At 69.3% G+C, this 18,890-nt stretch carries 17 protein-coding genes and 5 pseudogenes; 11 read left to right on the top strand and 11 right to left on the bottom strand.

Translation table 11 applies throughout. The features are described from left to right. Window positions 1–14 precede the first annotated feature (14 nt). A complete protein-coding gene (locus tag AC5L3C_RS17970) occupies window positions 15–839 on the bottom strand; it encodes a DUF4394 domain-containing protein (RefSeq protein ID WP_493653921.1) in 825 nt (274 codons plus the stop codon). Between the two features lie 386 nt (window positions 840–1,225). Here AC5L3C_RS17970 and AC5L3C_RS17965 point away from each other — a divergent pair, with 386 nt between their 5' ends. Continuing rightward, window positions 1,226–2,458: a PucR family transcriptional regulator gene (locus tag AC5L3C_RS17965; RefSeq protein ID WP_493649869.1), complete on the top strand. Its 1,233-nt coding sequence runs from the start codon at window positions 1,226–1,228 to the stop codon at window positions 2,456–2,458. A 248-nt stretch (window positions 2,459–2,706) separates the two neighbouring features. Here the strand turns inward: AC5L3C_RS17965 and AC5L3C_RS17960 are convergent, their stop codons facing one another. Continuing rightward, the gene (locus AC5L3C_RS17960; protein WP_493649868.1) at window positions 2,707–3,474 is read right to left on the bottom strand and encodes an SDR family NAD(P)-dependent oxidoreductase; all 768 of its coding nucleotides are present in this window, start codon (window positions 3,472–3,474) and stop codon (window positions 2,707–2,709) included. 74 nt (window positions 3,475–3,548) lie between these two features. On the opposite strand from AC5L3C_RS17960, the gene AC5L3C_RS17955 reads away from it, so the two are divergent. Then, window positions 3,549–4,160 (top strand): TetR/AcrR family transcriptional regulator, encoded by a 612-nt coding sequence (locus AC5L3C_RS17955; RefSeq protein ID WP_493649867.1) that lies wholly within the window; start codon window positions 3,549–3,551, stop codon window positions 4,158–4,160. A gap of 143 nt (window positions 4,161–4,303) precedes the next feature. Here the strand turns inward: AC5L3C_RS17955 and AC5L3C_RS17950 are convergent. Next, window positions 4,304–4,645: pseudogene (locus AC5L3C_RS17950) on the bottom strand (PIN domain nuclease); the annotation flags it as partial. Window positions 4,646–4,703: 58 nt separating this feature from the next. Between AC5L3C_RS17950 and AC5L3C_RS17945 the strand changes: the two are divergent. The 3 genes and pseudogenes from AC5L3C_RS17945 to AC5L3C_RS17935 all read left to right on the top strand — a co-directional run. After that, window positions 4,704–4,916, top strand: a pseudogene (locus tag AC5L3C_RS17945) (TerD family protein); the annotation flags it as partial. A gap of 464 nt (window positions 4,917–5,380) precedes the next feature. After that, a complete protein-coding gene (locus AC5L3C_RS17940) occupies window positions 5,381–6,220 on the top strand; it encodes an SDR family NAD(P)-dependent oxidoreductase (RefSeq protein WP_493649866.1) in 840 nt (279 codons plus the stop codon). Between the two features lie 37 nt (window positions 6,221–6,257). Continuing rightward, complete coding sequence (locus AC5L3C_RS17935; RefSeq protein WP_493649865.1) at window positions 6,258–7,034, top strand: SDR family oxidoreductase; 777 nt, start codon at window positions 6,258–6,260, stop codon at window positions 7,032–7,034. Window positions 7,035–7,215: 181 nt separating this feature from the next. Here AC5L3C_RS17935 and AC5L3C_RS17930 read toward each other — a convergent pair whose 3' ends face one another. The 5 genes and pseudogenes from AC5L3C_RS17930 to AC5L3C_RS17910 all read right to left on the bottom strand — a co-directional run bounded on the left by AC5L3C_RS17930 (window position 7,216) and on the right by AC5L3C_RS17910 (window position 11,898). Next, window positions 7,216–7,692: a hypothetical protein gene (locus AC5L3C_RS17930; RefSeq protein WP_493649864.1), complete on the bottom strand. Its 477-nt coding sequence runs from the start codon at window positions 7,690–7,692 to the stop codon at window positions 7,216–7,218. A 58-nt stretch (window positions 7,693–7,750) separates the two neighbouring features. Next, complete coding sequence (locus AC5L3C_RS17925) at window positions 7,751–9,004, bottom strand: IS256 family transposase (RefSeq protein WP_493649863.1); 1,254 nt, start codon at window positions 9,002–9,004, stop codon at window positions 7,751–7,753. Between the two features lie 49 nt (window positions 9,005–9,053). Then, window positions 9,054–9,317 (bottom strand): hypothetical protein, encoded by a 264-nt coding sequence (locus tag AC5L3C_RS17920; protein ID WP_493649862.1) that lies wholly within the window; start codon window positions 9,315–9,317, stop codon window positions 9,054–9,056. A gap of 143 nt (window positions 9,318–9,460) precedes the next feature. Further along, window positions 9,461–10,069, bottom strand: a pseudogene (locus AC5L3C_RS17915) (DUF1152 domain-containing protein); the annotation flags it as partial. A gap of 383 nt (window positions 10,070–10,452) precedes the next feature. After that, window positions 10,453–11,898: an MFS transporter gene (locus AC5L3C_RS17910; protein WP_493649861.1), complete on the bottom strand. Its 1,446-nt coding sequence runs from the start codon at window positions 11,896–11,898 to the stop codon at window positions 10,453–10,455. 184 nt (window positions 11,899–12,082) lie between these two features. On the opposite strand from AC5L3C_RS17910, the gene AC5L3C_RS17905 reads away from it, so the two are divergent. From AC5L3C_RS17905 to AC5L3C_RS17890, 4 genes and pseudogenes are all read left to right on the top strand, one after another. Further along, on the top strand, window positions 12,083–12,991 hold the full coding sequence (locus AC5L3C_RS17905; RefSeq protein ID WP_493649860.1) for a LysR family transcriptional regulator: 909 nt from the start codon (window positions 12,083–12,085) through the stop codon (window positions 12,989–12,991). 81 nt (window positions 12,992–13,072) lie between these two features. Further along, window positions 13,073–13,437, top strand: a pseudogene (locus tag AC5L3C_RS17900) (site-specific integrase); the annotation flags it as partial. Window positions 13,438–14,144: 707 nt separating this feature from the next. Continuing rightward, a pseudogene (locus AC5L3C_RS17895) lies at window positions 14,145–14,451 on the top strand (pyridine nucleotide-disulfide oxidoreductase); the annotation flags it as partial. Between the two features lie 310 nt (window positions 14,452–14,761). Then, window positions 14,762–15,295, top strand: coding sequence for a DUF5994 family protein (locus AC5L3C_RS17890; RefSeq protein WP_125505185.1), 534 nt, complete (start codon window positions 14,762–14,764; stop codon window positions 15,293–15,295). Here AC5L3C_RS17890 and AC5L3C_RS17885 read toward each other — a convergent pair. Further along, window positions 15,263–15,658, bottom strand: coding sequence for a DUF5994 family protein (locus tag AC5L3C_RS17885; RefSeq protein ID WP_203550461.1), 396 nt, complete (start codon window positions 15,656–15,658; stop codon window positions 15,263–15,265). The genes AC5L3C_RS17890 and AC5L3C_RS17885 overlap by 33 nt on opposite strands. 315 nt (window positions 15,659–15,973) lie before the next feature. Here AC5L3C_RS17885 and AC5L3C_RS17880 point away from each other — a divergent pair, with 315 nt between their 5' ends. Next, the gene (locus AC5L3C_RS17880) at window positions 15,974–16,564 is read left to right on the top strand and encodes a DUF5994 family protein (protein ID WP_033276641.1); all 591 of its coding nucleotides are present in this window, start codon (window positions 15,974–15,976) and stop codon (window positions 16,562–16,564) included. 5 nt (window positions 16,565–16,569) lie between these two features. Continuing rightward, complete coding sequence (locus AC5L3C_RS17875) at window positions 16,570–16,851, top strand: hypothetical protein (protein WP_033276642.1); 282 nt, start codon at window positions 16,570–16,572, stop codon at window positions 16,849–16,851. Here AC5L3C_RS17875 and AC5L3C_RS17870 read toward each other — a convergent pair. Further along, window positions 16,848–17,888, bottom strand: coding sequence for a fatty acid desaturase family protein (locus AC5L3C_RS17870; RefSeq protein WP_493649859.1), 1,041 nt, complete (start codon window positions 17,886–17,888; stop codon window positions 16,848–16,850). The two genes, AC5L3C_RS17875 and AC5L3C_RS17870, sit on opposite strands and share 4 nt — an antisense overlap. Window positions 17,889–17,988: 100 nt before the next feature. Next, window positions 17,989–18,510 carry a DUF5994 family protein gene (locus AC5L3C_RS17865; RefSeq protein ID WP_037640747.1) on the bottom strand — a complete coding sequence of 174 codons (522 nt, stop codon included), beginning with the start codon at window positions 18,508–18,510 and terminating at the stop codon, window positions 17,989–17,991. Between the last annotated feature and the right edge of the window lie 380 nt (window positions 18,511–18,890).

The raw sequence follows: 18,890 nt of genomic DNA, 5'->3' as shown, positions 1-18,890 counted from the left end.
ATCTGCGGGAGGGCTCAGCTCCCGGTGAGGGAGATGGCCAGGTCCGTGATGTTCAGGGGGAACCTGGACGTGGAGGCGTCGGACACGAGCGTGGCCTCGCCGGTGAGGAGGTCGACGCTGTAGAGGGAGGGCCGGCTGGCGCCGGAGGGGGTGAGCGTGGCGAAGGCGGCGTTGCCGACCGTCTTGCCGCCCGACAGGGTGCAGTAGATGTCCATGCCGCTGTTGATCTGCGTGTCGACGCCGAGGCTGCCGGTCGGTGCCAGCATGCCGTTGTTGGCCGGGGACTGGAGGACGACCTGGTCGGTGGCCGTGTTGATGTCGAACAGCGTGGTCCCGGTGGCCCCGTTGAGGTCGTTGTTGGTGTAGGCGGCGGCGGAGACGCCCTTGGTGGTGCCCTCGGCCGGCGGGGTGGTGAGGTTCAGGTCCTGGATGGTCGTGTGGTCGTTGAGGTTGTGCCGCAGGTTCTGGCCGTTGTCGCTGATCACACGCAGCCGGTCGGCGGCCGGGTTGAAGTCGACGCCGAAGTTCATGCCGTGCAGCGTGTACTGGAGTTGGGACACCTTGGTGATCACGACGTCCGTGGTGGCCGGCGGGGTTTTGATCGTGTAGATGCCGCCCTTGTCGCCGACGCCGTACATCAGGCCGTTCTGCACCCGGAAGTCGATGCCGATCAGAGCCGTGTCGCCACTGAGTCCGACGATGTCCCTGACCCAGTTGAGCACGTTCGGCCGGTCCGTGGTGAAGGTGGCCATCTGCGTGCCGTCACCCGTGATCCCGAACGCGCGCAGGCTGGGTGGGGCGGCCGCAGCGGCCGAGCCACTGCCCGGTGTGCTCAGCATGAGCGCTGTCGACGTGGTCACGACCGCTACCGCAGCCGCGATTCTCTTTCTCGTTCCAGCTTTCATCGGTGTTTCCCTCCCGTTTGAGCAAGCACCATTGACGGGTGTGCAGATGAGAGATTTCCGTACCGATTCCCGCGCTGATCCGGAGTGGTGGCCGGAATGATCGCTGTGTGCTCCCCCACGGGCTGGTACGCGGTTCTTATTAAGGCCAGCTCGCGGTGTTCCCCACAAGTGGAACAGGCGATGGGAATGCCCCGATGCAGGGATTTTGCGCACTGTGACAAAGTGCCCCAGACGCGGTCGTCTCCGATGTGCGCAGAGTGATGAACGCCGTCCGGATTCCCCCTGTCGGCTGCTTCGGCCGTAATGGCATGCTCACGCACATGGGGAGTCTTTTCGCCGAGTTGTCCCGACAGGCGCCGGCCAACGCGCGCCTGGAGGTCGAGGCGTACGCCCGCGAGATCCCGGAGTTCGGGTTCCTGGACACGAACTCCCGGGCCCGCGCCCAGGCGCTGGAGTACGCGTTGTGGCTGCGGCGCCGCACGATCGAACTGTCCCCGGACAACCGCGAACTGAGCGACGACGACCTCGACTACATCGCGGCGATGGGCAAGATGCGGGCCGCGGCGGGGATGTCACTCCGGGCACGGCAGCGGGTGCTGCGACTGCACACCTCACTCATGCTGCGCGAGATCAACGAAGCCACCGAAGCCCAGCGCCGCGTCGGCGTCGACGAACTCATGCGCATCATGAACTGGTTCGGCCCGCAGGGAGAACGCGGTATCAGCGCCTACAGTCAGGGATTCGTGACGGCGTTGCGCCACCGTCTGCCGTATGTCGAGCAGGCCGCCCTGCTGGCCAGGTCGCTGCTGAACGGGGACCCCATTTCGGAGGAACTCGCTTCGGCACTGGGCATGGAACTGTCCGAGCACTGCGCGGTCACGGTGATCCGGGTACCGGACCGTCCCGTCGGCGATCGCGCCCTGGAAAACGAGATCGAAACGCTGGTGAAATCCCATCACGCCCCGACCATGTGGCGCTCGGACAGCGAGAGCAGGGGCGGTGAACTGATCGCCCTGATTCCCGTGCATCCCGCTGGAGCCCAGTCGTCCACGGAGCCGCCCGATCCGGCCGACCTCGTACAGCCGCACTCCGTGACCGACTTCGTACGGGACTTCGCCCAGGCCCTCGGCCGCCCCTGCGCCGCCGGCACCGCCACCTCGCCGCTGTCGGAGGTCGCCGACGCCCTCGACCTGGCCCGGCGGATCAGCAGGGCGGCGCCACTGCGACGGGCGTCCGCCCGGCCGCGGCCGCACACCGTGTCGGACGTGTTCGTCGAACTCGCCCTCGCGGACGCCCCGTTCGTCGACGCATGGCTCCGCACCGTGGGCCGGAGCCTGCGGCCCGGTCCGGACCTCCTTGTCACGCTCGACGCGTACTACCGCCACGACATGCACCGCGGCGCCACGGCGGCGGCCCTCAACGTCCACCCCCGCACCCTGGACTACCGCCTCCGCCGGGTGAGGGAACTCACCGGCATCGACCCCGGCTCGACGCGCGGCGTCCGCATCTTCAGCTCGGTCGTCACGCGACGTCTGTCGGAGGCGTGGCACTGAAGGGCGCCCTGGTGGGCGCTGCCGCCACGTACGACGGCAGCCGCCAGGCGCAGAACAAGACCCGCTGGCGGACGCCCGCCAGCGCGCCTTTCCCCGCACACAGTTCGACCGCTTCGCAGAACTCCGTGCGTATTCGCGCCACCCTCGCCACTACCGTAGTAGGGAACGGCGCCATCGCCTCACTGGTCGGTTACCCAACCGAGGGATCTCCGACCGCCGGCGCAGCGGGACGGCATCGGGCGGCTCCCTCAGAGCTGCGAACCCCCTGTGGCGTCGATGACCTGCCCCGTCACCCAACGGGCGTCGTCCGAGGCGAGGAAGGCCACGACGTCGGCGATATCACCGGGGCGGCCCACGCGTCCGAGTGCCGACGTCTCCGCGGCGGACCGCTCGGCGACGTCGTTGCCTCGGAGCCAGGAGGCGTTCATATCGGTGTCGACGATGCCGGGCGCGACCGAGTTGACGGTGATGCCGCGGTGTCCGAGGGCCTTGGCGAGTGTGAGGCTGAAAGTGTCGACGGCGCCCTTGGTCATGCTGTACGCGATGATCTCGGTCAGCGCGATACGCGTCGCACCGGACGAGATGTTGATGATCCGGCCGCCGTCCCGCAGTCGCTTGAGCCCCTGCTGGACCAGGAAGAACGGGGCGCGCACGTTGACGGCGAACATCTCGTCGAAGGCCTCGGCCGTGGTCTCCTCGATCTGGCCGCGGCGTGTGATGCCGGCATTGTTCACCAGGATGTCGAGCCCGGTGCCGTCACCGTGCTCCGCGGCCTGGCGGTCGAACTCGGCCCACAGGGCCTCCACATCACCCCTCGCCCCCAGCTCGGCCCGTACGGCGAACGCCGCGCCGCCCGCCGCCCGGATCGCCCCCACCACCTCTTCGGCGGCAGCGGCGTCGCGCCCGTAGTGCACGGCCACGAGGGCGCCCTCCCTGCCGAGCCGCTCCGCGGTGGCCCGCCCGATGCCGCGGCTGCCGCCGGTCACCAGAGCCGTCCTGCCCATGAGTGAAGGCATGGCCTTCCTTTCTGTAGCGATGGCTATGGAATGAGGGTACAAGGAATACTTAGCGATCGCTGTAAAATTCTCGTATGACGGTGGCGAAGCGGGGACGGCCGCGTGGTTTCGACCGTGAGGCGGCGCTCGCGCAGGCCACGCGGCTGTTCTGGGAGCACGGCTACGAGGGCACGTCCATCGCCGACCTGACCCGGGCCCTGGGGATCTCTCCGCCCAGCCTGTACGCGGCCTTCGGCGACAAGCGCACACTCTTCACCGAGGTCGTCGACCGCTACGGCGAAACCTTCGGCTCCTTCATGGGCAGGGCGCTGGAGGAGGAGAGCGACGCCCGCGCCGGGTTCGCCAGAATGCTGCGCGAGGCGGCGGCGACGTACACCGATCCCCACCACCCGGCGGGCTGTCTGGTCGTCACGGCCGCGATCAACTGCTCGCCGCAGAACGCCACTGTCGAGCAGGACCTGCGCGAACGCAGGGTGGGGAACATCCGTGTCTTCGAGAAGCGGCTGACCGCCGCCGAGAGGACGGGGTCACTTCCCGGAGGCGCCGAACCACACGCCCTGGCCGTCTACTTCGCGGCCGTCATCCAGGGCATGTCGCAACAGGCGCGGGACGGTGCGAGCGCGGCGCAACTGGAGCGGGTGGCCGAACTCGCCATGTCGGTGTGGCCCGAGCGACAGGGAGCATGAGCACGGGGTCACCGGGTCCCCGGCCGTCACGTACACGTCCGGTTCCGGCAGGAACGGTTGCGTCCCCGGGGTGCCCGGGGTGTACGCGGAGGGCGTGTCGGCACCCGATTTACGGTGCTGGGCCGACGGTCGCGGCTTCCTCCCTGGAGGGCCTGGCCGGTGACGGCGGCGATGGATGCGAAGTCCCGGTCGCGGTGCAGCAGCGTCACGCCCTGCAACTCGGCCGTGGCAGCCACCACGAGATCGACGGCTCCGGCTCTGCGATGCTCTCCGCGCTGGGTGAGCAGGTCCTGGACCCGCCAGGCGCGATCGTAGGCGCGGTCATCGACCGGCACCCAGCCGAAGAGCAGGCGGAGGTCCTCGATGCCCCGTGCGCGGTCGGCGGCGGAACGCGCGCTGTAGCAGAACTCCAGCTCGGTGACGGGGCAGGTGGCGATGAGTCCAGCGGCCGCCGCCTGGTCCCATCCGTACTGCTCGGCGTCGCCCGGTCGCGCCCGATGGAAGGTCGTGTCAAGCGCCCGTACCGCGCCCCCACGTGTCCGGCGCCCGGAGCCGGCGGACATGCTGCCGAAGAACGGCACACAGATCACCGGTTTCCGTCTGTCCCTCTTCAAAGGCATGGGCAGCCGCCGTGGCAACGCCGAGTCCGGCTTCATCCGCAGTGTCGATGAAGCCGTGCACCGGTTCTACGCCACAGTGGTGGCCCACCTGGATCGCCCGGCACCTCGACGGAGCACGGTGAAATCCGTTCCGTAGCCCTCGGGGTAGCGCCACCGGCCCATCGGCTCTCCGGCGACGAGCGGCAGGGCAGGAGTGTGCCGGACTGGACGCGATGCATGCAGACAACCAGGAGCCCCCAGGTCGGTGACCTGGGGGTTTCGCGCGTGTTCAGATGCAGGGGGTGGCGAGCCCGCAGAGCACTTCCACTGAGGCGCTGTGGCTGCGGCCCTGTTCGAGGCGCGTGCAGTAGTCCACGCTGACACCGGCCGGCCGGCCGGGCGAACTTTTCCCGGCGGAGGCCAGGTACTCGGGCGTCGGCCCAGGCGTGGGTCGTCAGGGTCGCGGATGCGCCGAAGAGCCGACGGCGGGAGAGTGACCCAGTTTGTCCCTGAATCAGGAGGGCACTCTGCCAACCTTGTTGGCGTTTCGGAGTTGTTCTGGCCCCGCTTCCGGAGGGGCGGTCGGGGCAGCGTCCGAACCGGAAGAGATGGAGGCATTCCATGCCGACGTGGTTCATCACCGGTGCGTCCCGCGGGCTGGGGCTGGAAATCGCCCGAGCCGCGCTCCGGGGCGGTGACACGGTCGTGGCCGCCGCCCGGGACCCGCGGAAGCTGCCGGACGACCTGAGGCAGTCCGACCGGGTCCTCGGGGTCACCCTCGACATCACCCGGAGTGAGGAGATCACGGCCGCCGTCGAAACGGCCGTGCAGCGTTTCGGCACGGTCGACGTCCTCGTCAACAACGCGGGCCGTGGCCTGCTCGGTGCCCTGGAGGAGATCACGGACGCCGAGGCGCGTTCACTGTTCGACCTCAACGTCTTCGGACTGATCAACATGACCCGCGCCGTCCTGCCCCACATGCGAGCAGCGGGAGCGGGGAAGATCGTGCACATCGGCTCCCGCTCCGGGTTCGAGGGGGAGCCCGGGGTGAGCCTGTACAACGCCTCGAAGTTCGCGGTGGCCGGCATCAGCGAGGCGCTCGCGGTGGAACTGGAGCCGTTCGGGATCCAGAGCATGGTCGTGGAACCCGGCGTCTTCCGCACCGACTTCCTCGACACCAGTTCCCTGGCGACCGCGGCCCGGCGCATCCCCGACTACGACGGCACGCCCGCCCACGCGACCCTCGACTGGATCGACACCGCCAACCACACCCAGCTCGGCGACCCCGTCAAGGGCGCCGCCCTGATCCATGAGGTCACCAGCGCGGACAAGCTCCCCGGTCATCTGGCGCTGGGCCGCGACGCGATCGAACGCCGGCTGGTCAAGATCCGCGGCCTTCAGGACGACCTCGCAACCTGGCAGGACAAGTCCGCCGCCACCGCCTGCGACGACGCCGCCTGATCACCCCGACCCCGCGAAAGAAAGGGGAGCCCTTCCCATGACATCCCTGCTCACCGGACGGCCACTCGACGGCCGCGTGGCCGTGGTCACCGGCGCCTCCAGCGGAATGGGTGAGGCCACCGCACGCGGGCTCGCCGGACACGGAGCCGCTGTCGCCGTCGTCGCACGCCGGGAGGAAAAGCTCTCCGCCCTCGCCGACGACGTCGCCTCGGCCGGCGGAAAGGTCATGTACTTACCCGTCGACGTCACCGACCGGGCAGCCGTCCGTACGGCCGCCGACCAGGTGGCGGACACACTGGGTCCGGCGGACCTGGTGTTCAACAACGCGGGCGTTCAGTTGATCTCCGCCATCGACGAGCTCAAGGTGGAGGACTGGCAGCGGCAGATCGATCTCAACGTCACGGGAGTGATGAACGTGATCGCCGCTTTCCTCCCGCACCTGACCGCCGCCGCCGGGCGCGGAAGGCCCGCCGACTTGATCAACACCTCCTCCATCGCGGCGACCCGCATCCTGGAGAAATTCTCGATCTACTCGGGCACCAAGGCCTACATCAGCCACCTCACCCGTCTCATCCGCGTCGAACTGGGCCGGAAGAACGTGCGGGTGAGCGCCATCGAGCCCGGCATGGTCGACACCGAACTGCCGGACCACGTCACCGACCCCGACGCCGGCGCCCTGATGACCGGTCTGCTCAACGACATCGAGTGCCTGCGCAGCACCGACATCGCCGAGACCGTGGCGTTCATCGCCGCTCTTCCCCGACACGTCAACATCAGCGAACTGACCATCCTGCCCACGGCCCAGCCCGTATAGCGCGGACTGGCCGCAGTGGCTGTTGTCGGCCCGATCTTCGCAACTCGCTCCGAAGTGGCTCCGCAAAGCCGCAGAGCCGACCGATCCAGCCACGACGTACCCCTTCTCCGGTATCAGGCGGCTGCATGCTGTGAGCGCGGTACGGGCGCCGGCCGGGCCTGCGCGCGGTGAGGCCGCAGCGTCAGAACGGCAGGTCCTCGCTGTAGCCCTCGTTCGAACCCGAACCGGCGGACCACGCCAATGCCTCGTCGGGCGACGGATCCGAGTCACAGAACAGGAATGGATTCCGCTGCCGCTCTATACCGGAGGAGTCCTCGCCCCACGCGTCGAGGGCGTCGATGGCTCGCTCGCGATGCTGCCAGAGGTCACTGGTGCCCAGCTGCTCCCGGAGCGGGGCTGCCAGAGCTGGTCGATGGTGCGACAACTGGGGATCGTCGAGGAGCGGGATGCATGCCGTCAGAGCTGCCTCACGTACGTGACGATCAGGGTTCGTGATGTAGGGGAGGGTCCTTGAGAACAGGAGAGGACGCATCCTGATGATGCCGACGGCCGGCGCGTAGTCGCCGAGTGGGAATCCGTACTGTTGACTTGTGGCTGCGGCCTCGTCCGTGACTTCGCTCGCCACTGAGCCGATCCACTGCAGCAGCTCTGCGCGCATGCATCCTGGGAAGGAGTGGCGGGAGTAATTGTCAAGAGTTGTGGATCAGCGGGGTTGTTCAGGCCGCGGCGGCCTCGGGGCGTTCGATGAGGTGACCGTTCTCGAAGCGGGCGCCGGCGCGGACGAGGGCGACGAGTTGGGGTGCGGTGATCGCACGCCATCGGGCCTGGGCGGACTCGGCGAGTTTGAACACCATCGCCAGGGCGGCGGCCGCGCTGCCTGCTCCGCGGGTGACCTTGGTCCGGAGCTTCACCGTGCTGAAGGTTGACTCGATCGGATTTGTTGTGCGCAGGTGCACCCAGTGTTCCGCCGGGAAGTCGTAGAACGCGAGGAGTTCGTCGACGTCGTCGGTGATCTTCTTGACGGCCTTGGGCCACTTCGCGACGTAGGACCGCTCGAAGTCCTTGACCGCCTTCATGGCATGGCCGCGGTCCTCGGCGTTGTAGATCTCCTGCAGGGCCTTCTTGGCGCCGGGCTGAGCCGACTTCGGCAGGGCGTTGATCACGTTGCGGGTTTTGTGAACCCAGCACCTCTGCTGTCTGGCCTGCGGAAACACCTCTGCCAGCGCCCGCCACAGGCCCATCGCACCGTCGCCGACCACGAGCTCGGGGTCGCGCATGCCACGCCGCCGGCAGTCGCGCAGCAGGTCCGCCCACGACTCGGTCGACTCGCGCAGGCCCTCGGCGAGCGCGATGAGTTCCTTGGTGCCGTCCAGGCGGACGCCCATGAGGACCAGGACGCAGGAGTGCACCTGGCCGAGGCGGACCTTGGGGTGGACACCGTCGGCCCACACGTAGACATAGTCGGATCCGGACAGGTCACGGGCCTGGAAGGCGGCGTGGTCGTCCTGCCACTGCTTCGTCAGCCGGGTCACCGTGGCCGGCGAGAGCCCGGCCGCTGAGCCGAGGAACTGCTCCATCGCGGGCACGAAGTCGCCCGAGGACAGTCCGTGCAGGTAGAGCAGGGGCAGGACCTCGCTGACCTTCGGGGATTTCCGACACCACGGCGCCAGGATCTTCGACGAGAACCGCTTGCGCTCGCCCGTCTCCGTGTCGACACGCTTGTCGTTGACCCGGGGCGCCCGCACCTGGACCGGGCCGGCGGCAGTGGTCACGGTCCGTTCGCGGTGGTGGCCGTTGCGGACCACCAGGCGGCGGCCGTTCTCGTCGCGTTGACCGACCAACTCGGCTATGTACTGGTTGACTTCGGCTTCCAGGGCGGCGGCGAGCATCCGCCGGGCGCCCTCACGGACGATGTCGTCCATCAAGGAGCCGGTCTCGGTGGATCCCTCGTCGTTGACTACGCTGAGCACGGGCGTGCCTTCCCGACCCGCGCTGCAACGCGGGCCTACTCGATGACCATCAGTCGATCACTCGGGAAGGTACGCCCTCCGCATTCCGCGAGGCACCCCTCCCGAGGCCGATCCACAGGTCTTGAACATTGCTCGAGTGGCGGTCCTTGACGACGGTGCTGGTCGTTCGCGGATCCGACAGGATGCCGGACACGTACAGTGCAGCGGGTACCGTCGCCTCGTAGAGGGTGTTTTGGTGGTGCAGGGTGCCGTACAGATAGTCAAGCGCCCTGGTTCTGGTGCTTCGGTCTTCGTCGAGCAGCGCGGCCAGCATCTCTGGCGCCTCGGAGGCCGTTCCGTAAGCGTGCTCCAGCGCAGCCCAGTCCGTATGTGTCGACAACTCTCCAGGGACGGAAGCACTCGGTGACGTGAGCCGATCGCTGTTCGTCATGCAATTCGCCGAAGAGGCACGTCGTACTCTGAGGAGTGCCATTCCAGGATGCTGCCGATCGTCTCCGCGTTTTCGGCCGTGAAGGTGTGGATGAGGGTTCCGAGCAGGGGACGTAGGCCGCCGGGAGAGACCTCGCCGTCCAGCCCGAGGCCTGCGACCAGGAGCCGGACTGGGGCGTTGACCTGGCAGCAGGCGGAGGGCGTCGGGGCGTCGGCAAGCGGACTCTTGAGCGTGGGCTCGTCGTCCAGGGCGAGGATGTCGCCGCCGACGTCCAACAGATCGATCGATGCCGGTGCTACCGGTTCGTGGAGTTGGCGGGTGATGCCTTTGGCGCCGTGGTGCGGGTCGAGCAGAGCCAGCCTGTGTGGGAGCTCTGCCGCGAGTCGGGGAAGCGTGGAGCCCGCCGGGGCGATCGGCTGTGCCTCGGCCGGCACCGACCGGACGGACTGAGTGACGGGTTCGAGCCCCGTGAACCTGTCGGCTTCTCGTGGTCCCGCGAGTGGGGCGATCAGGAGGCGGTCCCATGCGAACGTGAGGATCACCGCCTGGTCCTCGTCGCCGTAGCGGGCGGCGTGCAGCATGGTGGCGGCGACTGCGTCACCCCCTCCGCCTGCTGCGAGGATCAACCGCGTCATTCGCTCAGAGTACGGGTTCATGGGTCATCGGCTTTCGGGAGCAGGCCGTTGTCAGTGGCTACGGCTAGGGTCACGGACGCGCGGTCGGCATCCGAGGTGCCCAGCTCTGTAGTGCGGCTGCATCCCCGGTTCTGTCTGGGGGCGGCCCGGGAACAGCCCGGGACCCAACCGACGGCCGGGCTTCGTCGATGGCCAAGAGTGAGACCTGCCAGCGCCGGCCGCGCGCTTCTTCGTCCCGAACCGATGGCTGAAGGTTTCAGGACCCCCCATCACCTCGACCTGACTGCCGACCCCTTCACGCCCTGGTCCTGGGCGGAAGGTGAGCGGACCACTTGCCCGCCGGCCGGCATCTTCCGGCCGACCGGCTCCTTCCACCCGTCCCGTCAGGCGCCGTCCTTCGCGGGGCGACCGATGTACGCAGCCACCACACCCGCTCCGGCGAGCAGGACGAGGCCGGCCACCGCGAGCGCGACCCGGGTGCCGTCGGTGACCGACGACGCACCGCCGATCACCGCGCCCAGGACCGCCACGCCCAGGACCGCACCGGTCTGGCGCGCGGAGTTCAGCGTGCCTGAGGCGATACCCGCCTGTTCCTTGGTCACCGACCCCACGACCGCCGTCATCAGCGGTGGAATGGAGTAGGACACGCCGAATCCCAGGATCAGCAGGCCGACGCACATCGCGACGAGCGAGGCGGTGGAGTCCCCTGTGGAGACGGACTGGATCAGGACGCCGACGCCCATCATCAGAAAACCGGCGATGGCGGGCTTGCGGGCGCCGATCCTGGCCACGAGACGGCCGGTGAAGATCGGGTTGAAGGCCGTCGGCAGGGTGAGCGGCAGGAAGGCGAGGCCCGCGGTGAAGGCCGAGTAACCGTGCGCCTCCTGGAAGAAGAGGGACAGGACGAACAGGACCCCCGAGAGCCCGAAGTTGACCAGGAGTCCGGCGAACAGACATGCGGACAACGTCCGGTTGCGGAACATCCGCAACGGCACCATCGGCGCGTGGGCCGCGGTCTCCTTGCGGCGCTCGGCGAGCAGGAACAGCGACCCGGCCACCGCGAACACCGCGAATCCGCCCTGCACTTCGGTCGAGCCCCAGCCCTTGGGCCGGCTCTCGACGAGCGCGTACGTCAGGCCGGCGAGGGCGAGGACGGCGCTGATCTGCCCCGGCAGGTCGACTCCCTTGGCGGGCTTGGGGATGCTGACGGGGGCGTACTGCATTGTGGTGGCGATGCCGATGAGTCCGACCGGGATGTTGAGCAGGAAGATGGACTGCCACCCGAGCGTGTCGGTGAGGACACCGCCGACCATGGGTCCCGCAGCCAGCGCGGTGCCGCTGATCGCGGCCCAGCCGCCCATGGCCCGTGCCCGGGCCGCCGGATCGGTGTAGGCATGCGCGATGATCGCCAGAGACGTGGGCAGGAGCAGAGCCCCCGCCACACCGAGCAGGGCCCGCAGGGCGATCAGCGCGCCCATGGACGTGGCCATCGCCGAAAGACCGGAGGTGACAGCGAACAGCCACAGGCCGGCCAGGAAGACCTTCCGGCCACCGTAGCGGTCGGAGAGCGCACCGGCGGTGAGCAGCAGAGCCGCGAAGGTGAGCGTGTATCCGTTGGAGACCCACTGCAGTCCGCTGAGCGAGCCTGACAGGTCCTCTCCGATGGCGGGCAGTGCCACCGTGACCACCGTGGTGTCCAGCATCACCATGAAGTAACCCAGCGACAGCCCCAGCAGAAGAAGCCCTTTCGATCCGGTGGGGGATGTGCCGGGCGGGGCTCCGGGAGACTGCCGGGAGAGGTTCGGGGGACTGGCTGACTGGCTGGACATGGCCGTCCTTCCCAGGGAATACGAGGGTATTTGCATAAAAGCCGCATAACGGCAGCATGAGACAGCGCCTGGACCGGTTGTAGGCAGGAGGCGATGCCTGAAATCCTTGCAGTGCGTACCCGGTTGCAGAAGCGGGCGCTTCCGATGACGACCATCGGCAGAGCCGATCAGAAGGGCGGGAGCTGTGGAACTGCGCCACCTGCGGACGTTCCGGACCGTGGCGCGCACCCTCAACTTCACGCGGGCCGCCGCGGAGCTGAACTACGCTCAATCCAGCGTCACCGAACAGATCCAGGCCCTGGAGAACGAGCTCGCCGCCAAGCTTTTCGACCGCACCCACCGCAAGCTGTCGTTGACTCCGGCCGGTGAACGGCTGGTCGAATACGCCGACCGGATGCTCCTGCTCGTCCAGGAAGCGCGCACCGCCGTGGCGGACGAAGCCGAAGAGCCCGGCGGCCAGTTGACCATTGGCGGCCTGGAGACCCTGTGCGCACACCGGCTGCCCGCCATCCTCGCCCGCTACCGCCGGCGCTGCCCACGCGTCCAGGTCACGCTGCGCGAGGGCGGCCGCGGCCAGCTCTACGATTGGGTCCGGCGCGGCGAGATCGACGTCGCGCTCACCTTCGGCCAGGCGCCCCAGGACAAGCTCCTGGCGAGCGAGCCCCTCGCCACCGACCGGCTGTTGGTGGTCGCGCCCATCGACCACCGACTCGCGTCCTACACCAGGGTCGTCGGCCATGACCTGCGCGGCGAGTCGTTCCTCGCCACTCCGCAGGGATGCGGCTTCCGGGACATGCTCGACACGCTGATCCACACGCTGGGACCCGACGCGCCCGTCATCGACACCCAGGTCGCGAGCATGGCCGCTCTGTGCCGATGCGCGTCCGCGGGCATGGGCTGCGCGCTGCTGCCCGAGATCGCGGTGGCCGGACCGGCCGCTCGCGGCGAGGTGGCTGCGGTACCCCTGACGGGCGGCGCCTCGCAGACCCAGGTCACGATGACCTGGCTGCGCCGCGCGGAGCTGCGGCCCAGCGTTCCGGCGTTCCTGGCCACGGCACGCGAGACCTTCCAGGAGCTCGAACGCGCCGCTTGACCCCACGACGGACCTGATCGATACCGGCCTCCGTACTGGTCGGTGGCGGTCGAGGTGTCCGAAGGGCGTGGGACCCGGACCCGGACTGTGATTCTTCCCGCGTTCCTCCACCGGGAGCTCCGATGGCACCTGGAGTCGGGGCCGGACGGGTTGGTCTCCGTGAGGGAGAAGAGGCACGGCTTCCGGCGCAGCACCTTCGGGCGGAAGTGGTGGCGGGCGCGGGAGGTCGTCGGCACTCCCGGGGGCTTCCGGTTCCACGACCTCCGGCACACCGGGCACACGCTCCCCACCCGGTCCGGGGCCACCCTCAAGGCACCATGGTCCGCGCCGGACAGTCGTCCGAGAAGGCGGCGCTGATCTGCCGGCACTCCGACGGGGAGCGTGCTGGCACGGATCTGGCACGCGCGAGTGATCGCCCTGAACAGCAGAAAGGCCCGGTTCTCTGACCTGGGCCTTCTTCGTGGAGCGGGTGACGAGAATCGAACTCGCGCTCTCAGCTTGGGAAGCGAGGGCGCTTCACGGGTGAGACCACCTCTCACCTGCGGCTACGTATTCTGGAGCGGGCTTTCGGCTACCTGTTCCGCGCCGCTGTTTACCGTTGTTGTCCGGTCGTATGGGCACGCTGTGGGCACGAGGCTGGTCGGCGCTGCTTCGCGGAGGGCCGCTGGGCACTTGGCGATGAGGAATGCCTGGCGGGGGAGCACTGCTGCCACGGTGACTTGCGTGTGCACACTCCTAACCGAGGATGCCAAGATCACAAAAAGCGTCTCTTTGGGTACAGACTTCGATCTTCGCCGCAGGCAGCCTGGGGTTCTGGGCGAGGAGGCGGCCGATGTGGTGGATCGGGATGGGGCTCGGAAGCGTCGCGGGTGTTGTGGTCCTGCGCGTTCTGCTCCGGCAGGTCCGGGGGCTGTTGCTGGACATCGGTGACTTGGTGTGTGCGTGGACCGAGGTTTTGTCGAGTATCGGCAGCAAGGCGGGCCGAGGGGGTGGATGCTGCGCTGCCCGCTATCGGTGTTCCGGCGTCGCAGAGGCTCCGAGGCGCTTGCGTAGGCTCAGGTAGACGATCAGCGTGATGCCATGGTCGGTCTGAGCGGCCCCGTCTTCGCGTGGTGGACGGTACCGGTGTGACGGTCGACGACGAAGATCGCGCTCCGACCTCGCCCACGACACCGAACTGACCTGGGTGACCCAGCGTCCGCCCCGGTACCTTGCCGACGACATCGACGGCCGCGCCCTGTTCGACGCGGCCACCGCCCGACGCCGTGCCCTCGGCGAGGGCCGCACCGACACGGGAGGCCGGGCGGCTCAAAGCGTCGCCCATGTTCGCCCGCATCGACCGTGACGGCGTCGCCTGGGCCGACGGCACGCGCGCGCCCGCCGACGCCGTAATTTGGTGCACCGGTTACCGGCCTGCCCTCTCGCACTTGCCACCCCTGGGTCTGCGCGGCACGCGCGGTTGCCGCCTTCGGCGCGGGGCTGCGGTCCGCGGTTGGTCAGCGCGTTCCTTGCGGTGGGGGGAGTACGTCGTGGTGGCGGGCGTTGGTATTGCGCCGACGCAGGTAGCGGTGCAGTGCCTGGGTTTGTCGCGGGGCGGCTGCGGTGGTGGTGGGTGGGGGAGGAAGCACAGCTCGACCTTGTTCTTCTACGCGTATGCGGCGGTGACGGTGAGTGCCCCGATGATCGTGGAATCCCGGCCGTCGTCGGCCGAGGAGTACCGTGAAACCAGGAGACTTTCGGTTTGCCGTCCCCGGTAGGCAGGCGAGTGCGATGTCCGACCCCGACCCCCCGCGGGTGAGCAGGCTCCTGCCCGACGCTGTGCATCAGGCGGTTTCGCGACCTGGAACCGCGGTGGTGCGGCTTGAGACGACGCATGACCGGAAGGGTGCGCTCGACGGGGCGTGGTGGCCCCGCTCCCGCGACATCGCCGGTGAACTGCCCGGCCTCGTCTCCGCGCTGTCCGAGTACCTCGGGCCGATCACACGTGTCGGTCTGGACACCGACGCCTGGGACGAGCTGCCGACGCGGCTGACGATCGACGGTCGTGTCGTCCGCATCGACTCCTTCCCGGTCGGAGACGACACCGTTCTCATCACCCGGGGCAGCAATGATCTCTTTTCGCTGCTGGTGGTTCCGCCGCACACCGCGGCCGACGCGGCCCGCGCGGCCATGGCCGCGGCCGTGCGCGCCGGCAGTCAGACGTCGGCGGAACAGATCCTCATCGACACCGGCACGGAGCGTGTGGGTCCGGGGCACGCACCCACCGCTGCGCTACGCCACGGCCGCCATGAGCCGGGCCGCTGACGACGCGCTCGTCGGGGGCGGCACCACGAGGAGATCCCAGCGGCCCGCGGTGTAGGACTGCAGCAGGATCCTGTGCGGGTTGAGCACCTCGGTGAATCGGTCGACCGCCACCTCGTAGCCGTTGACGACGACCAGGCCGTGCGGGAGAGGCTGCCAGTGGCGGGGATTGACGGCCACGTGGGTGAGCCGGCCCCACAGCGGATCGATCACGTCGGCCAGTTCGCCGAGTTCTCGTGCCAGGTCGCGGGTCCGTGGCCACCAAGCGCCGTCCGGACGGCCGAAACGGCTGGCGGATCCGAGGACGAGGCGCGCGGCACGTGAGCGGAACGGTGCCGCGTGCGGACGCAGCTGAGTGGAGTTCATGATCATGAGGAAGAAGCCTGACTGCGGGCCTGCGCTGGCTGACGGAGCGCCCGGTGGTTGGGTGACCGAGGACGGGACCGGCGGCGCCGGTGCACGAAAGCCCTCGAAGTCCTCAGGCTACTCCTCGACGAGCCCCGACGAGAGGCTTCGGCCTCATCGGGTGGGCTGCTCCCGGCGTACGGCCTGCTCGGGCGCCGCGAAGAGTAGGCTGGAGGTACCGGGAACACTCCGCGCACGGACATTTCGCGTCTGTGCCGTTTTCGGTGATCGAATACGCCGGGTCGGCTCAGGCCCGCCCGGGGCAGGGTTCGCGTCATGACTGCGACCGTCTCCCCTCCGACGACGTCCGAAGACCGGCGTCCCATGTCCCCCGTACGCCTCTCGCTCGCTCCCGCCGGTTCGGCACCGCTTCTGCTGGACGGCGCCTGGTGGCCACGCTCGCGTGATCTCGCCGCCGAACTGCCTGCCCTGGCGTCCGTTCTCGATCCACTGTGGGGGCGGGTCACCCGGGTCACGGTGAACCCCGCCCAGTGGCCGGTCGTCCCGCGCAAGGTGCCTGTCGCCGGGCACGTGGTGAAGGTGGGCTGGTTCCGCTTCGAGCAGGACGAGCACGAGTTGCTGCTGCTCTCCTACCACGTGGGCCGCTGGAACCTGCTGGTCGTTCCCCCGCAGACGCCTCCGGCCGCGGCCGCCTGGCTGATGGCCGCTGCGAGCGACCCGCGCCGGATAGCGACCGCGAGCAGCCTGCTGGCGGATGCCGCGCGTCTGACGGTGACCGCCGAGGCCGACCGCACCAGGGAAGCGGTGTGGGAGTCCGAAGGAGGACATGGAGCCGGTGCTTCCGTCACTTCTCCATGGCTTCGAGTCGCCGTCGCCACACCGGAGGACCGGCCGGAAAGGGTGTGAGGGCCATGGACATCCTGGTGACGGTGTTCGTGCTGCTGGCGGTGATCGCGGCAGGCGCGTTCCTCATCCACCGGCTGAACTCTCAGCACGGGGACAGAAGCGCCGCCTTCCACTACGGCCGCAGCGGTGTCGTCGCACCAGACCGGAAGACCGACGAAGGGCCGGCGGTACGCCGACGGTCCCCGGTTGCCAACGACGGCGGCGAGCGCCGGGGCTCCTGGTACGGCGGACGCGGACGGCTGCGTCCTGGACGCCGCCGTACCCACGGCGGCGTCTCGCCCCGCTAGGTGGGGACGCGGGTCCGTCGGAGCGGGGCGCCGGCGTCGTGGAGGCTGGTGAGTGCCAACCGGTAGGAGGCGACCAGGCCCGTTTCCGCGTAGTCGACGCCCAGGTCCCGGCAGTACCGCCGGACGATGGCGCGGGCCTTGCGCAGGTTGGGGCTGGGCATGCTCGGGAACAGGTGGTGCTCGATCTGGTGGTTCAGGCCGCCGAGCGCCAGGTCGGTGAACCGGCCGCCGTTGACGTTGCGTGAGGTCAGCACCTGGCGGCGGAGGAAGTCGGGGCGGTCGTCGGCCGTCAGGATCGGCATCCCCTTGTGGTTGGGTGCGAAGGCCGAACCGAGGTAGACGCCGAACAGGCACTGGTGGACGGCGAGGAAGGCGATCGCCATCCCGGGCGGCAGGACCCAGAACAGGGCGGCCAGGTAGACGGCGCAGTGCCCCAGGAGCAGAGCGCCGTCGACCGCTCGGCGTTTGAGCCGGCGGTTGGCCATGGCCCTGCAGCTCGCCACGTGCAGGTTGAAGCCCTCCAGCGTGAGCAGGGGAAAGAAGAGGAACGCCTGCCAGCGGCCGAGCAGGCGGGGCAGTCCGGTGGCGGCGCGGGCCTGGTCCGGGGACCAGACGAGCAGGTCGGGTCCGATGTCGGGGTCGAGGTTCTCGGTGTTGGGGTTGGCGTGGTGACGGGTGTGCTTGTCCTGCCACCAGCCGTAGCTCATGCCGATCGACGCGCCGGCGATCCGTCCGGACAACTCGCTGGCCCGGCGGCGGCGGAACACCTGCCGGTGGGCCATGTCATGGGCGACCAGGGCGACTTGCCCGTACATCACGGCCAGGAACGCGGCGATCGCCAGTGTCCACCAGGAGGCGCCGACGAGGATGAACGCGGCCCATCCGGCGGCGTAGAGCCCGGTCACGGCGGTGATGCGTAACGTGTAGTAGCTGGGGCGGCGCCCCAGCAGTCCGGCGTCCGCGATCTTCTTCGACAGCCGGGCGAAGTCGCTGCCGGGAGTGTCGGAGCGCGTGGCGGTGGTGGTGGCCATGGTCATGAGGACGTCTCTCTCAGAAGCGGGCGGATGACTCGGGGCGGCCCCAGGGCGAGTTGGGCGCGGGGAGCGGGTGCGTACATGGACGTGCCCGCGGCGGCTCCTACCACCGAGGGGCCCGGGTGCCCCGCCCGGTGGGCCCCACACGGCCGTGGGGACCTGCCGCCGCCGTCGGGGTCGGGGGCCGGGCTTCTCCGTCGGCGCCGGGCCGCCGGTCGTCCAGGGCGGCGGCCGTGAGGAGAGCGGCTGCTTCCTCCGTCGCGTCCGGCGGGATCACCTGCAGATCCCAACGGCCGAGCCCGGGGGAGAGCAGGACGACCCGGTCCGGAGCGTGCGGAGAGGCGGGGGCCTTGTGCAGGCGGACGACCTGGTTGGCGACGAACATGCGCCCCGGTGCCGCCGACCAGGCCGCGGCGTCCACGGTGACGCCGGTGATGTCGCCCCACGCTCTCGGCAGCGCGGCGAGCATCTTCGGGAGCTGTGTCAGAAGATCGCGGGAGTACGGCCACCACACCCCGTCGATCCGGCGCGGCAGCGCGCCGTGTGGCGCGAGACGCAGGCGGACGAGGGGCAGGGGCGGGGGCGGAGGCGGGGTGGACGGTGCGGTGGGGACTGTGGTGATCACGTGGGTTCTTTCTGACGAGGTGGTTGCCGGCCGGTTCGGCAGGGCACGGCGGCCGACGGTCCGCGGGCTGTCGGGCAGCGCCGGACGTGGCCGGTGGATCCGGGTGCTGGAGGTCGTGCCTGGCCGCTCTTGCCGGAGGAAAACGCCGACGACCGCCGCGAGTTCGCGGGAAGGGAGTCGGCGGGCGTATGCGGGGTGAAGGGGGAGACCCTTCCGCGTGACGAACGCCGGTGGATACCGGGGTGGAGCCGGTCCGCCACCGGCGTGCCTGATGCCCTCGGTCTCCTCAGACTACTCCTCGGCGCGTAAAGGCGGCGTGACAGCAGGTCATCAGTGGCGTGGCAGATGGTGGGCGCCTCCGCGGCACCGGCCCGGTCCGA

The organism is Streptomyces speibonae, from assembly GCF_984686075.1.
The sequence above is the reverse complement of the archived record's forward strand: the minus strand, read 5'-3'. Positions and strand labels throughout refer to the sequence as shown.

Bases quoted from the DNA above. Each gene is read 5' to 3' on its own strand.
- AC5L3C_RS17970 (WP_493653921.1), bottom strand. From the start codon at position 839: ATGCTGAGCACACCGGGCAGTGGCTCGGCCGCTGCGGCCGCCCCACCC.
- AC5L3C_RS17965 (WP_493649869.1), top strand. From the start codon at position 1,226: ATGGGGAGTCTTTTCGCCGAGTTGTCCCGACAGGCGCCGGCCAACGCG.
- AC5L3C_RS17960 (WP_493649868.1), bottom strand. From the start codon at position 3,474: ATGCCTTCACTCATGGGCAGGACGGCTCTGGTGACCGGCGGCAGCCGC.
- AC5L3C_RS17955 (WP_493649867.1), top strand. From the start codon at position 3,549: ATGACGGTGGCGAAGCGGGGACGGCCGCGTGGTTTCGACCGTGAGGCG.
- AC5L3C_RS17940 (WP_493649866.1), top strand. From the start codon at position 5,381: ATGCCGACGTGGTTCATCACCGGTGCGTCCCGCGGGCTGGGGCTGGAA.
- AC5L3C_RS17935 (WP_493649865.1), top strand. From the start codon at position 6,258: ATGACATCCCTGCTCACCGGACGGCCACTCGACGGCCGCGTGGCCGTG.
- AC5L3C_RS17930 (WP_493649864.1), bottom strand. From the start codon at position 7,692: ATGCGCGCAGAGCTGCTGCAGTGGATCGGCTCAGTGGCGAGCGAAGTC.
- AC5L3C_RS17920 (WP_493649862.1), bottom strand. From the start codon at position 9,317: ATGCTGGCCGCGCTGCTCGACGAAGACCGAAGCACCAGAACCAGGGCG.
- AC5L3C_RS17910 (WP_493649861.1), bottom strand. From the start codon at position 11,898: ATGTCCAGCCAGTCAGCCAGTCCCCCGAACCTCTCCCGGCAGTCTCCC.
- AC5L3C_RS17890 (WP_125505185.1), top strand. From the start codon at position 14,762: ATGTCCGACCCCGACCCCCCGCGGGTGAGCAGGCTCCTGCCCGACGCT.
- AC5L3C_RS17885 (WP_203550461.1), bottom strand. From the start codon at position 15,658: ATGAACTCCACTCAGCTGCGTCCGCACGCGGCACCGTTCCGCTCACGT.
- AC5L3C_RS17880 (WP_033276641.1), top strand. From the start codon at position 15,974: ATGACTGCGACCGTCTCCCCTCCGACGACGTCCGAAGACCGGCGTCCC.
- AC5L3C_RS17875 (WP_033276642.1), top strand. From the start codon at position 16,570: ATGGACATCCTGGTGACGGTGTTCGTGCTGCTGGCGGTGATCGCGGCA.
- AC5L3C_RS17870 (WP_493649859.1), bottom strand. From the start codon at position 17,888: ATGACCATGGCCACCACCACCGCCACGCGCTCCGACACTCCCGGCAGC.